This is a genomic window from Mycobacterium sp. MUNTM1, assembly GCF_054660795.1.
In genome coordinates this window covers 1-12,713 of record NZ_BAAGDE010000014.1, presented here as the reverse complement: position 1 = coordinate 12,713, position 12,713 = coordinate 1, and the positions used below count along the sequence as shown (strand labels likewise).

The window sequence follows — 12,713 nt, the reverse complement described above, 5'->3', positions numbered from 1 at the left end:
CTGCTAGCGGGCTGGTTGGTAGGCGTTGGCGCGGCTCGCAGGGTGCAGGTACGGGGGCCGGACGGCGGCGGTACCCAGCTGTCCTGTCTGGACACCGGGGGTGTGGGTGAGGCAGCGCACCGGCGTTGTGCGGCCGAGTACGCCGGGCTCGTGTTCGTGGCCGGCGGCCCAGCGTGAGATATCGGGGGTTTCGGTGACTTCCCATCGTGTGACGAGGCCTTCTCCGACCCCGCGGTGCTTGCCGATCGAAAAGAGGTCGGTGAGCAGCTCACGGATGAGGTCGGCGTCGCCGACGGCGCGCCAGGTCAAGGTCGCGGCGGGATGCGCCATGACAGGGACGATGCGCTTTTGATAGCGGCCCTGGGCGTCGGAAACTGCTTGGCTTCCAATGACGGGGGTCAGCTGCTGAAGCCGGCCCCGATTCGTGCGTGAGGTGCGCCAGCGCATGTCGGGGTCGGTGACGTGATGGGGGTGGAGGTCGGCGAAGGTGGCCATCCAGTGCCAGTCGGCGTCAGAGGTGGGATTGCCGCATTTGGCGAGGGGAAGGTCCAGTGTCTCAGGGTCTTTGGTGTGCTGATAGGTGAACTCTTCGCCCGCTGTGCGGGCGGCCCACTTACGGCGGTGCCACAGTACTGAGGCGAGTAATCCATCCAAGGCCACGCCCCAGGGGCGGGACAGCACGACACCGTGTGGTGTGGTGGCGGTGATCTGCAGAGCAATCATGTGTGTGTGTCAACTCAGTTGCGATAGCGTGGTGATCGCCTCGTCGCGGTGAGCGGTTAGGTCCGCTGCCCAGTCGATGTTGTCGCTGGGCAGATTTCCGCGAAGCGTGGTCGCGGTGACGGTGGCGGTGACCTGTCCGTGGCCGGCGGCGATGCGGCCGCCGAGGTGTCCTCGGGTGGCGAATTCGTCCAGGACGGAAAGCAGAAATGCTGCTTGGATGGGGGTGGCGTTGGTGAGTCGAACCCAGGTCTGAAGTCGGGTTCCGGCCGGCAGCGTCTCCACCCCGAATCGTCCGAGCGGACTGCTGTTTTCATCCGAGTCCGTGCTGGGAGGCCAGGCGGTGGTGGTGCGGTGATCGGACAGGTGGCTAAACGATTCTTCTGCGACGCCAAGCACGGCAGACAAGGCTTTGGATCGCGGTGGGCGGGGCAGGATGTGGGAGAGTTCGGCGATCTCGGGCAGCACCTTGCCGACGTCCAGTAGCCCCGACATGATGCGGCCCGACGCCGCCCCGCCGAATACCGCGACCTGGGGCAGTAGAGCCTTGAGGCGGCGTTCTTGCTCGTCAGTAAGGGGCCGCGCGGATTTGGCCAGCCGGCCGCCGTTGGTGAGTAGGTGTGCTGCCGGGATGGGCAGGGCGGTGTCTTCGTAGTTGAGCACGGCGGCGGTCAGTGACTCTCCGATGCGGCGCAAGATGCCGCGGAAGCCGCTGCCCGACACGATCGGGACAAGTATCACTTCACCGGTAGGGGTGATGATTTTTTCTCGGCGGAACAAGGCGAAATTGTCGGTGCCGATGGCGCTGTAGTCCTCGCGGTGCACGATCGAGGATCGGGCCAAGACGTCGATGTCGAAGTGAACGCTGATCAAGCTCACCCGCGGGCCGCTTTCCGTTGTTCGGCAACAGCTTCGGCGATGATGCGCACTCGCAGCAGCAGTGCCGGCAGACTGTCACGTAGCACGGCGATGACGGGTAGCGACGGTTGGCGTAGCAGCATGGCTAGCTCGAGGCGTCGATCCCGCTGCCGGGGCGCGCAGACCTCGAGCTGTATGGACACATCAGACCACCAGCGATCCAGGGTGTCGGCGCGGTAGGCGGCACGGCGAACTCGACCGGGCAGCAGCTCGTCCCAGTAGGTTTTGCGGTATCGCGGGTCGGCGAGCCAGCTTCTCTCCCAGTCGATGCTGTAGTGCAGTAGCAGCAGCAGCCGTTCAGCGGTGTCGGCGGGACTGGGCCGGGCGGCTTCTTTCGTTTCGGCGTCCGGGGCGGGTTCGTCGAAGGGGGGCAGTTCGGGAACCAGGGCACGCCACGCCTGGGTGGGAGTGGGAGCTGCCGTCATGGGTGAAGCGTAAATGGCCCGGCAGTCACCGGGTGGTGATCGCTCGGCGCGCGGGTTAGGGCTGAGGCGTCGGCATGGTGGTGAGGGCGCGAGCTGCTGCCCACAGTGGCGGGACGGTGCGCCATATCTGCAGTGCTGTCCAGGCAGCCAGGATGCGCCCCCAATGGCTGGACGGCTGAGCGCGCAGTAACCGCGAGGGAGGCGCCGGATGGCTCAGCTGGGTCCAGGTTGCGCCCACGGTGGTGCGCAGCCAGATCAGGTCGGTCAGCCGGGTCGCCGCAGCGGCATCCCAGGGCACGACGAGACCATCGGTGGCGAGATGTCCCCATTGGGCGGTCGGCAGGATGTGGCGGCGTCGAGCGGTCGGAAGGATCGCGGCTTGAGAGGTCGGCAAGGCGCCGCCAGCGAGCGCGTCAGCCAATGCGGCACCGGTGGAGTACTCCGTCACGGTCGTCGCAGTGACCAGTAAAGCCAGTTGTGTGGTGGGAGGGGTGCTGTAGGCCCAGGCGCATGGCACACAGAGCCGGCGGGATCCGAATGGCCAGGCGTCGAAACCGGTGAACTTCTCAGAAATGATGCGCGAGCTCAGCACGGTCGGCCCCTCTTCGCCGCAGCGCCCGCAGCGGCCATCTACCGGCGACGGCGCGTCCACGGCGGGTCGACCGGCGGCAACCCATGCCGCGGCGGCGGGATCGGAAAGCATGCTGGCGCCACGATACGGCCGGATCGGTTGGTATCGTGAGCGACACGAAACGCACACAGGGGTCGGGTGAGGGTTTCACCTGAGGCGGCTCCGGAAGGCTGATTATCAGTCCATCCGGGGCCGCCTCCCTCTTTTCGGTCTGGCGCGCGCAGCAATCCCGCTTGGTGTCCAGGTTGGCCCATACACTGCCCTTGATCGTCGAGCTAGGGAAGTTTGAGACCGCGTGGGTGCCAAGACCGCCAGACCGAACCGGGAACAACCCGTCGTCGTCGATGTCGAAGGTGGCCCGATCTCCGCGCGCGACGTGAAGGCCGCCCGCGAGGTGGCCGAGGATGCGATGACAGAGCGTGGCTTCCAGCGCCTGGCCAACCAGATCACCGACGAACTGCGCGACGCGGACACCTCACTGACCCGGGCGGCTCGCGACCGTGATCGCGCCACGCCTCGAGATAGGAGCCATATCGAGTCCGGGCGCCTGCGCGGCGAACTGCCGCCCCGCGAGGAGTTCCGGGAAAGGCTGAGCGGTCGCCAGCGCAAGATCCGCTCGGCGGTCAAGAACCAGGTGATGGCCGCCGCGCCGGCGTCGCAGCACGCCGCGATCGCGAGCATGCTGACCAGCGAAGACCCCACTGAGTGGCGGCGCATCAACGAGAAGCTGCACCGCTCGGCGGGTGACGTCCAACAACTGGCGGACACTGATCGGGCGAAGGTGCAGCGCCTCGACAGGGCGATCCAGGCGTATGAACGCCTCAACGACCGCACCCACCGCGTCTACGTTGCGGTGAAGCTGCCCGATAACCGTGGCGACATCACCAAGCCCTCCGACCTGCCGGCTAACCTGCGGCCCGGTGCGAGCATCGCGTTCGACCAGTTCACCCTCACTCGACACAACTTGCATGAGACGCCGGGCCACGACAGCTCCCGGCATGTGGTGTTCGAGGTTGTGACGAGCCGTGGGATGTATTTGGGTCGCTCCGACAGCGTGGAAGACACCACCCATATCCTCCCGAGAGGAATGCAGTTCGACGTAGCGTCCGCCGAACACGTCGCCTATGCAACCCGATCCGGAGGCTTCAACGAACGCGTCGTCTTGCAACTGAGGGAGCGGTGATGACCCCCACCGAATGGATCGTGCACCCCAACCGATCCGACATTGGATCCGACGAGCCCGGCCGCAACGGTCATTACCGCTCGCTCACCCGCCCGCGGAAGCCGGCCATCGAACCGTGCCTGGCCCGAGTAAGGCTGCCGCGCAGACTATCCGACGTCGCCGACGCTGATGGCACCATTACCTTCGGCGGCAACGACTGGTGGTTCGTCGTCGGCGCGGCCCGCACCTTCGTCCGCACCCACATCGACTCAAACGTGCCGCCGCCGTTTGGATTCAAGCGCAACGGACAGTGGTGGTGGTGGGACGACACCACCAGCGTGGAATCGATTCTCGAAGGCCCAGAGGGCATCGACTACGTCCGCGAATACCTCGCTCGGCTGTTCCCGAGGTGCACCGTCACCGTCAGCGACGCACGATGACCACGACGCCGGCCGGACTAGACCTGCACACGTTACGCGGCATCGCCGCCCGCCGGCGCGGGGCCCAGGGCCACCAGCATCTGCTCGACCGCATCGCCGAACACCTCGACGAGAACGACGGGTTCGTATCTTGGAGTGGCGGCAAGGATTCCACCGTCGTAGTCGACCTCGCTCGGCAGGTCGACCCGCACATCCCAGTGGTGTTCTTCGACAGCGGGCTGCAGTTCCCTGAGACGCTGCGTTATCTGGAGGACCTGGCGCAGGAATGGCAGCTGAACTACCACGTGATCACCGCTGACCCAGATTTGCTGACGGTGCTGATCGCCGGCGGTGGTTTCGACCATCACGCAGTCGATCGTCGGTTGCGCGGACAGCTCGCCGACATCATGATCACCGGGCCCGCGGCCGAGGCGCACCGCCGCTACGGCCGCGGATCGCTGTGGGGAGTGCGCGCTGAGGAGTCCCACGGCCGACGGATGCTGTACCGGCGCGGTCTGGGCGCCGAAACGCGGGCTCGACAGCACAGTTCGCAGTCAGATGTACGCGCGCAAGTCGGCGGAGTGGTGCGCCGAGCGGACGGCACCATTACCTATGGCCCGATCTGGGACTGGCAACGCTCGCATGTCTTCGAGTACCTGGCCGGCCGCGACATCGAGCCCAACCCGCTCTACCGCAAGCTCGCCGAACTCGGAGTCCCCGAACAGCAAATCCGCGTCGACTCGATCATCGACGCCTCCAAGCTGTCCAACGGACACATCGCCTGGCTGCAAAAAGGCTGGCCAGATCTATATGACCGGCTCAGTCGTGCTCTACCGCGGCTGACTGAATGGACGTGAAAGCCGCTGTCGGACTGCGCTATTGGCGGCGGCGCCTCCTCCTCCTCCTCCTCCTCCTCCTCTCCTCGTGGCAGTGCCAATTCATCTGAAATGTCCCCAAAAGGCATATGGGACATAAGGTAAGAGGCACAGCGGTTGTTATCTACTCGCGTTGGCGCGATTGCCGGCCGCTGGCCCTGTGTGCCGATCTCAGCGTCGTTTGTTCGTGAATCCTGACGTCGGCGCCCGTTTTCCCGGTCGAGTATTTGCGAATGTGGGCGTCGCGAATTCCGTGAGATGGCGGCCGGTTGGCGCACCGCTCTGCGGCATGCACGTAAAGGCCGAGGAACCGCGTACGTGGGCGCACGCTTTCGCGCGCTGATCGCTTGATCTAATATCAGAGTATGCGATCAGATCTGCAGAAGCCGGCGACCTTCACCCAGTCGGCGCGACGGGCGCAGATTGTGGCCGCCGCGATCGAGGTGATCGCCGAAATCGGGTGGGCTCAGGCGTCGATCCGCAAGATCGCTGATCGGGTTGGGGTGGCGATGAGCGCGGTGCTGTATCACTTCGGCACCAAGGACAACTTGGTCGACGCGATCGTCGAGGAGATGTATCGCACGGCGCTGTCGTTCGTCGGACCGGCCGTCGATGCGCAGTCAACCGCGGCGAACAAGCTCGCCGCCTACATCACAAGCAGCGTCGCGTACTTCGATACCCACCGTTCGCACCTGGCGGCCCTCACGCAGCTCGGTACGAGCTACCAGCCGGCAGACGGGCGCCGTTTCGAGGAACTCGAAGTGACGGCTGAGCTACAACAGGAACTGGCTGTCTTGGACCCGACGACGATCTTGACGGCGGGGCAACAGGATGGACAATTCGGCGATTTCCCGATCACGTCGATGGCGGTCGCCCTCCGGGGCGCGGTCAATGCCGCGGTGGAGAATATCTTGCGCGATCCCGCCTTCGACGCCCGTGCGTACGGTGAAGACCTGGTCGCCATCTTCGGTCGTGCCGTGGCGGTGAACCGATGAGCCGGATTGTCATCATCGCCGTGGGTAGCCGCGGCGATGTCGCTCCCCTCACCGGGGTGGGCGTGGCGCTACAGCAGGCCGGACACGAGGTCGCCATAGCCGCCTACACCCCCTTCGCGGACATGATTTCCGGCTGCGGTTTGGGGTTTCGCGAGCTGCCGGCCGATTTGCAGCCTGCCGCCGATGGCGCCGAGGTATCACCCGTCAAAGGTTTGGCAGCATTCGCCTCGCCTAGAGGCATGCGCGCCCTGGGCAACGACATCCTCTCGGCCGTCGCCGACGAACCCGCAGACATCCTGCTGCTATCACCGTTCGCCGAAATGGTTGGACACCCGCTCGCCGAAGCGAAAGCTATTCCCTCTCTTGGGCTCCGGTTGCAGCCACTGTCAGCGACCGCGCAGTACCCGCCGTCGATTGTGGGTTCCTGGTCGGCCGGGTCGTGCGGAAATCGGGTTGCCGCCAACGCAGGCGCCTGGTTACTGGACTCCCTATACGGCGGCGTGGTCGCGCAATTCCGCCGCCAGCTCGGGCTGTCGCGCACCTCCGCCCGTCGGCTGCGTCAACAACGCACCACTGCGCAATGGCCTGTCCTGCACGGGTATTCACCGAGGGTGGCGCCCCGGCCTACGGACTGGCGCCCGGGATTGGAAGTCACTGGTTACTGGTGGCCGGCGAGCGCCGGCATCTGGGAACCGCCTGCTGACCTCGCCGAGTTCCTCGCTGCCGGTCCACCGCCGGTGTTTGTCGGGCTCGGCAGCATGATGACCACCTCGGCGCGAGCCGAGCAGCTATCGGACACGATCCGCCGAGCGGCCCAACTGGCCGACGTCCGGGTCATCGTGCAAGCTGGCTGGACCAATCTACATGTCGCCGAGGACCATATGTTGACCATCGGCGACACCCCACACGACTGGCTGTTTCCTCGGGTTGCCGCCGTGGCGCACCACTGCGGGGCGGGAACCACCGCGGCAGGTATTCGCACCGGAGTGCCCACCATCGCCTTACCCGCCTATGGTGATGGCCCGTTCTGGGCCAGGCGCATCACCGAACTCGGGATCTGCGCGGCCACCATCAACCAGCGCAAACTCACCTCGCAACGCCTTGCCGAGGCAATGCGCATCGCCGTCAACGATCCGCTGCTGAGGGATAACGCCCGCCAAATCAGCGTGCTGATAAGCGCTGAAGACGGTGCTGCACAAGTTGTTTCATCAGTTAGTTCCCTGATCCAACAATTCACGTAGAGGAGTAACCGATGGCCGCGGACCCCGAACTCGTCCACGCAATCATCACCGCAGGAGCCCTTGCCGGTGGAGGCTTGATGATGGCCGGAGGCGCGATCGGCGCCGGCATCGGTGACGGCATGGCCGGCGCTCAACTAGTCGCCGGCGTGGCCCGCCAACCCGAGGCCCAACAACGAATGTTCGCGCCCTTCCTCATCACTGTGGGCCTGGTCGAAGCTGTCTTCTTCATCAACCTCGCCTTCATGGCGTTGTTTGTCTTCGCCACACCCGGCAAGTAATACGTCGTTGGCAGGATCGCGGCTTTACCGACTCACGACTCTGCGCAGCCATCGTCGGCCGATTCATATTCGGCCGCAACATCTTCGATGACCGGAACCGACTCTTACCGCCTCGGCCACCACGACACGCCCATCTCACAATGGCGTCAATATTGACCAACAGAATCAGAGTGGCGGCAACCCGAGCGGCACCAGATTTCGCCAACAACCGACGTCACGATTGCCCGCCAAAGCCAGGCCGCCTACGGCGTTGGCAGATCGGTAAGCCAGTCGACCAAATCTGCCGGGCGGCGAGGAAGGAAAGGCTGGAAGACGTTCAGCTCGCGGCTGGTAACCACCTGGTTGCGCGCGGCCTTGTCGATGAATACCGCGTCGCAGTAGGGCACTGCGATCGCCAGCGCATCGATGTCCTGCATGTCGTTCGTCGTCCATTCATGGCGACTATCGCTGTGGTATCGCTCCTTCACCGAAGCGGCCACGCGGGTTGAGGGCATCCCGTCGATGAAATTCCGTACTTTGGCGAGGCATTCGGGTGTCGGGGGATCCTGTATCCCGAGGATCTGGGACAGTGACAGCCCGGTGGCTCTCTGTGCGCGGTCGACCAGGTGTCCGAGCTCGGCGTAAAGCTCATTGGCGTTGACCACGTCGCGCAACTTGGACTGCCGAAGCGCTGGATCCGCATCCAGCTTGCCGACGAGGTCGTTCTCCCGCTCGGCCCGCTTCTTGAGCATGTCGCGCCAGCCGTCCAAGCTGTACCCGGCTTGGAGTAAGGCAGGATCCTCGTGGTCGTCGGGTCCGGTGACCAGTTGGCGCATCGCCCATCGATTCAGACTTGCCATCGGATCAGCGCCTGTCTGTATTCCCATGTCCTGACAGAGCTTCTCAGCCCACCACGATGCTTCCTCCGCGGTGGTTCCCTCGAAGACGATGCCGCCCTTCTGCCCGAAGGCATGCAGCATGTGCGTTCCCACAAGCGGGATGTGCCCTTGAGAGGTGACCGTCATGGTCGGCAGATCGTTGAGCGCGGCCTCGAACTCGAGCTCCATGATCTGGGGGCGTCCCAGGAAGAAGTTGAAGTCGGACAACTCCTCCATCACTGCTACAACGTCCCGGCGCTGGGCGGCGCTGGCGATGTTGTAGATCTCCAGGATGTGCGTCGACGACAACGGGAACATCGCGCGGCCGTCGGCCAGAGCCTGCCGACAGACCGCGAACAGGTCGCGGTAGCCGGGTGGTGCGGTCCCGACCGCGACTTTCGCCAGGTTGATGCAGGCGAACGTGTCCAGGTACACGAGAGCTGGCGGCCTGGGTGGCAAGGCCAGGTCGCTGGGCCAGACGACGTCGGCCCGGACGCCGTAGGCAGTGGGCAACGACCCCCACCCCTCTCGCGCATGGTTGGACGTCGACAATGATCCCCCGTAGGGGAGGGATGCCGCAAACGCTTGATCGGCGCGACACGGCCGATTGCCTCCGCCGGAGCGCTAACGCTGTGTGGCCGAGCTCTATTGATGGTGCATTAGATCGCCGGTTTGCGCCGGCGTAGGAAGCATCCGATTCCTCCTAGCGCGGTTGTCAGGACGATGGCGTCGGCCCCGAGGGTTAACAGGGCGAGGAGTCCTTTGGCGATGTCGACGGGGAAACGACACACCTCTCTCCCGCCTGCTGATCACCTTTGAGGGCGCCGGGTTCGCTCGTGCGGCGTTGACCATGTGCGTGTTCTCGCGTTGTCCGGCTCGGCGTGCGGGAGGATGGGGGTGTGGTGAAGAAGAAAGGTCGCGATCTGCGGACCAAGCGGCACATCAAGGTTGATGATGCGGCCGCGGTGATCGCCGCGTTCCAGTGGTGGGCGAACCGACCACCAGCACGCAACCCCGCCACGCAGTGGGCTCAAGACGTGGCCGGGATGATCTTCGAGAAGTGGTCCGACAGTCCTGTGGTGTTGCGCGTCGACGACGAGTTCGCTGGCGCGTTGATCAACGCGAAGACCGATGTGGAGCTCGTCCCGGACTGGTTGACACGGTTCCCGTTCGATGCCGTCGCTTACAGCCTTGCCACCCCGCTGTCACTGCACGACGGGCGCCGCATGTGTCACTACCTCGGAATGGTCGTGGCCGGCACGGTCAGTCAGTACCGGAACTTGACAGGTTCGGGACCGACGCCTGCGGTGGGCAACATGAAGCTTCGAGGCGCCGACGGCCGCGGCGTATTAACGGGTTACACGAATATACCTGCAGCGCAGGGTGTTCGGTGCATGTGGGTGTATAAGGAGGAGGGCGACCCGACCCCGCAAGTCCAGAGCGTGACTTTCCCGCTCCGCGGCGACCTTGCAGCAGCGACGACGCTGGCCGATCTGGTCAGGGTGCAGATTCAAGGTGCGCACGAGGCTGGGAACTCCAATGGCGAGGAGTTGCCGGTCCTCATCCCGTTGTCGTTGTCGCTGTTGTTGTACTCCGCGGCGGGTGATCCCGAAATCGACTGGCCTCCCGCTGAGCAGATTTCTCGACCGCAGCAGATCCGCCGCGCCGAAATCGGCAATCTGGGATGGCGGACCGGCGCAGCGCTGCGACAGTACCGCCGGCAAGCGGGCGAGCGCACAGGAGATGTGGGCATTGCTGGATGGAGGCTCCCGCCTCATATCCGGATCGCCCATTGGCATCGAGTCCGCGTCGCCGAACGAGACGAGAGCGGCAACGTGACCGGAAACCGACTTGGCGCCGAAGGCATCGATTGGCACTACGAACTGCGCTGGTACCCACCGACGCCGGTGAATGCCGACGGTGGCATTGCCCCTGCAGTTCGAGATTTGAACTTAGGGCGATCTTGCTCGCCTATAAATGACGCGAATTTGAGATAAACCGTAGAGACAAGACTAATCGCATCGCCGCAGCTCAGGGGAGCGCGATAGGACACGAAAAGCGAGAACCTACAGGCGCCGCCGCGCGGGGGAAGTCCACTGGGTTGAGCACCGGTCGGTGTTGCGTTGTGGGTCTATTGCTGGTTCGTGCGGCGCTTGTCCGACCATGCCCGGTACCCCATCAACACGGCCAGGCCCCCGTACTGATCAAGCCCAGCCACGTGCCATGGATGGCGTTTACCACGAAGAGTGCCAGAAATAGCGCAGCCATCACTGCGAAGAAGACTGAGCTGTTCAGGCGGTTCCTCTTCACCCGCGTCCTCCTCTCCGTTGGCGTGCCTGGGTTGAGCATGCCAGTCATCATCCAGTCTGCAGTAGGCGCGAGGTGGATAACCGCCAGCGTCGCATGGCGTTGGTAGCATCGGCGTGGAAGGGCAGGCCAGCAAGGGGCCGGCCCGAGATCTCCGGAGGGGAGAAGGAATCATGAAAGTGGATTTGGCGGGTGTGTCGCCCGCCGCTGTCTGCATCCGGGAGGACGACATCGACGAGCCGCCGTACCTGTGGTCAGACTTGATCGCTCGTCGCAACGCGTTGAGTCTGCGCGTCGAGGACCTCGTGCCGGTGCTGCGTGTCGATCTGCGCAAATACCGTTCGCGGGAGACTGGTGCCTTGGAGGTCGGTCCGGAGCTCGTCGACGAGCTGATCGCGATGGAGGAGTTTGTCGCCGGCGAGGCCGCGCGCATTATCGCCGCGGCGCCGGCTGAAGGCACCGTGGTGCTGAGGGCTGTGGTCGACCAGGCCGAATTTGAAGACGCCCATCCCGACGCGCGCACTCTGCGGGATCTGGCGGCCTACCCGCTGTCGCTGCAGCATGTGGCCGTGGGGCGGGCCGCCGGGCAGTTGAGCCGGCACGGCCGCGTCGTTGAGGTGTACCGCGGTGAGCAGCGCGGTGACCTCACCGTGCGCCGGCTGGCGGCGGGCCTGCTCAAGGAGGAGACCGCTCGGTTACTCGGTGTGGATGCGAAGCGTTACGCCAAGTTCGAGCGCAGCACCGCGGCGCCGCCGGCAGGGCTGGTGGCTGAACTGCAGGCCGTTGACGACTTCATCGCTGCCAGCGCCGAGCAGCTCGAGGTGGCTGAGGTCGATGGCGTCAGTGTGGTGCTGATGTTTGACGACCAGGACGCGTTTGAGAGGACCTACCCGCAGGCCCGGACTAAGCGCGACGGCAGGGTCTATCCGCGCCGGGTGCATCGGGTGGCCGCCGCGCGCCGCGCTCACGAACTTGAGGCGGCCGGTGGCTCGGCCCGCATCGCCGTCGTCGACGCTCAGTGATCCCAGCGACCCCACCACCCACCCGGCACAGTGGTGGGGTAGTGGACGCTATAGCGCTGTGCTGCAACGGGTTCCGTAGCTAATTTTCTGTCGGTGCCGATTGATAGTGTTACTGGTGTACGGGCAAGCCGTTGGGGGCGGGCCCACCTCACCCGAAGGGGATTGTGAGAATGGTCGTCTATGTCGATGATGACGAGCCGGTCGCCGTCGAACAGCTAAGCCTGGATGAGGCGCAAATGATGTTGTCGCGCAGCGAAGCTGACTTGGTGCGTGCGTACAACTGGGCCCATGCGCAGTGCGTGCGTCAACAGATCGCAGAGCTTCGAGGGCAGATTGAGTGGCTTGAGTCGAAGGCGGTCGAGGCCGCATTGGAGGACGCCGCTGTGGAGCATGCCAGCGATTTGTGGGCCGACTACGACCGCGGGATTCTGGCATGAGCGCCGCTGCCGAGGATCACGCCCTGGTCGATGACGACGGTTACCCCACCGCGTGGGGGATTGCGGTGATGCGTGGTTTCTACGGCTCACCGCGGGCGCTGGTGGACCTGCTCGAGCAGGTGTGGTGGACCCCGGCGCTGATGACCGTTGACGAGTGGCTAGACGCTCAGTTGCGGACGGTCGTGCGGCTGTCGCTGGCGACGGGAGGATGGAGCAGCAACGAGCAGGTCATCGAGGCCCTCGACGGGTCGATGTTTCACCTGCGGTTCTGGCAGTCCAGCCATCGCGGCGGATTGCACGTCTACGAGGTGCCGAAGAGTGAGTGGGAGGTGGCGGACCAGCTCGGTGCGATTGCGACCTAGGTCGCCAGACTCGGCCAAGCTCGGGACGCTGGCTGAACTCCCCACCGCAGCCCCCGGGCCCCAC

At 64.8% G+C, this 12,713-nt stretch carries 15 protein-coding genes and 1 pseudogene; 10 read left to right on the top strand and 6 right to left on the bottom strand.

The features are described from left to right. Positions 1-3: 3 nt before the first annotated feature. Genes ACYQ8K_RS10300 through ACYQ8K_RS10285 form a run of 4 tightly spaced genes read right to left on the bottom strand, consistent with a single transcriptional unit; the run spans position 4 to position 2,766 of the window. Complete coding sequence (locus tag ACYQ8K_RS10300) at positions 4-723, bottom strand: hypothetical protein (protein ID WP_036473593.1); 720 nt, start codon at positions 721-723, stop codon at positions 4-6. Between the two features lie 9 nt (positions 724-732). Then, positions 733-1,599 (bottom strand): RAMP superfamily CRISPR-associated protein, encoded by an 867-nt coding sequence (locus ACYQ8K_RS10295; RefSeq protein ID WP_036473596.1) that lies wholly within the window; start codon positions 1,597-1,599, stop codon positions 733-735. After that, the gene (locus tag ACYQ8K_RS10290; protein ID WP_036473597.1) at positions 1,596-2,063 is read right to left on the bottom strand and encodes a hypothetical protein; all 468 of its coding nucleotides are present in this window, start codon (positions 2,061-2,063) and stop codon (positions 1,596-1,598) included. The genes ACYQ8K_RS10295 and ACYQ8K_RS10290 overlap by 4 nt, the downstream gene beginning before the upstream one ends. 55 nt (positions 2,064-2,118) lie before the next feature. Then, a complete protein-coding gene (locus ACYQ8K_RS10285) occupies positions 2,119-2,766 on the bottom strand; it encodes a hypothetical protein (protein ID WP_036473599.1) in 648 nt (215 codons plus the stop codon). A gap of 223 nt (positions 2,767-2,989) precedes the next feature. Here ACYQ8K_RS10285 and ACYQ8K_RS10280 point away from each other — a divergent pair, with 223 nt between their 5' ends. The 6 genes from ACYQ8K_RS10280 (at position 2,990) to ACYQ8K_RS10255 (ending at position 7,664) form a co-directional block, all read left to right on the top strand. Further along, on the top strand, positions 2,990-3,877 hold the full coding sequence (locus tag ACYQ8K_RS10280) for a hypothetical protein (RefSeq protein WP_036473601.1): 888 nt from the start codon (positions 2,990-2,992) through the stop codon (positions 3,875-3,877). Next, positions 3,877-4,296: a hypothetical protein gene (locus ACYQ8K_RS10275; RefSeq protein ID WP_036473603.1), complete on the top strand. Its 420-nt coding sequence runs from the start codon at positions 3,877-3,879 to the stop codon at positions 4,294-4,296. Before ACYQ8K_RS10280 ends, ACYQ8K_RS10275 begins: the two co-directional genes overlap by 1 nt. Continuing rightward, positions 4,293-5,132 (top strand): phosphoadenosine phosphosulfate reductase domain-containing protein, encoded by an 840-nt coding sequence (locus ACYQ8K_RS10270; RefSeq protein ID WP_036473605.1) that lies wholly within the window; start codon positions 4,293-4,295, stop codon positions 5,130-5,132. The genes ACYQ8K_RS10275 and ACYQ8K_RS10270 overlap by 4 nt, the downstream gene beginning before the upstream one ends. 383 nt (positions 5,133-5,515) lie before the next feature. After that, complete coding sequence (locus ACYQ8K_RS10265; protein WP_036473607.1) at positions 5,516-6,145, top strand: TetR/AcrR family transcriptional regulator; 630 nt, start codon at positions 5,516-5,518, stop codon at positions 6,143-6,145. Beyond that, the gene (locus ACYQ8K_RS10260) at positions 6,142-7,386 is read left to right on the top strand and encodes a glycosyltransferase (protein WP_036473608.1); all 1,245 of its coding nucleotides are present in this window, start codon (positions 6,142-6,144) and stop codon (positions 7,384-7,386) included. The genes ACYQ8K_RS10265 and ACYQ8K_RS10260 overlap by 4 nt, the downstream gene beginning before the upstream one ends. Before the next feature lie 11 nt (positions 7,387-7,397). Then, on the top strand, positions 7,398-7,664 hold the full coding sequence (locus tag ACYQ8K_RS10255; protein ID WP_036473610.1) for a F0F1 ATP synthase subunit C: 267 nt from the start codon (positions 7,398-7,400) through the stop codon (positions 7,662-7,664). Positions 7,665-7,906: 242 nt separating this feature from the next. Here ACYQ8K_RS10255 and ACYQ8K_RS10250 read toward each other — a convergent pair whose 3' ends face one another. Further along, a complete protein-coding gene (locus ACYQ8K_RS10250) occupies positions 7,907-9,034 on the bottom strand; it encodes a hypothetical protein (protein WP_064942985.1) in 1,128 nt (375 codons plus the stop codon). A 386-nt stretch (positions 9,035-9,420) separates the two neighbouring features. On the opposite strand from ACYQ8K_RS10250, the gene ACYQ8K_RS10245 reads away from it, so the two are divergent. Beyond that, positions 9,421-10,518 carry a hypothetical protein gene (locus ACYQ8K_RS10245; protein ID WP_036473615.1) on the top strand — a complete coding sequence of 366 codons (1,098 nt, stop codon included), beginning with the start codon at positions 9,421-9,423 and terminating at the stop codon, positions 10,516-10,518. A gap of 134 nt (positions 10,519-10,652) precedes the next feature. Here ACYQ8K_RS10245 and ACYQ8K_RS10240 read toward each other — a convergent pair. Then, a pseudogene (locus ACYQ8K_RS10240) lies at positions 10,653-10,789 on the bottom strand (hypothetical protein). Between the two features lie 212 nt (positions 10,790-11,001). Between ACYQ8K_RS10240 and ACYQ8K_RS10235 the strand changes: the two are divergent. The 3 genes from ACYQ8K_RS10235 to ACYQ8K_RS10225 all read left to right on the top strand — a co-directional run bounded on the left by ACYQ8K_RS10235 (position 11,002) and on the right by ACYQ8K_RS10225 (position 12,649). After that, on the top strand, positions 11,002-11,850 hold the full coding sequence (locus ACYQ8K_RS10235) for a hypothetical protein (RefSeq protein WP_064942988.1): 849 nt from the start codon (positions 11,002-11,004) through the stop codon (positions 11,848-11,850). 170 nt (positions 11,851-12,020) lie between these two features. Continuing rightward, positions 12,021-12,287, top strand: a complete 267-nt coding sequence (locus ACYQ8K_RS10230; RefSeq protein ID WP_081285083.1) for a hypothetical protein — start codon at positions 12,021-12,023, stop codon at positions 12,285-12,287. Then, positions 12,284-12,649, top strand: a complete 366-nt coding sequence (locus ACYQ8K_RS10225) for a hypothetical protein (RefSeq protein WP_036473620.1) — start codon at positions 12,284-12,286, stop codon at positions 12,647-12,649. The genes ACYQ8K_RS10230 and ACYQ8K_RS10225 overlap by 4 nt, the downstream gene beginning before the upstream one ends. Positions 12,650-12,713 lie beyond the last annotated feature (64 nt).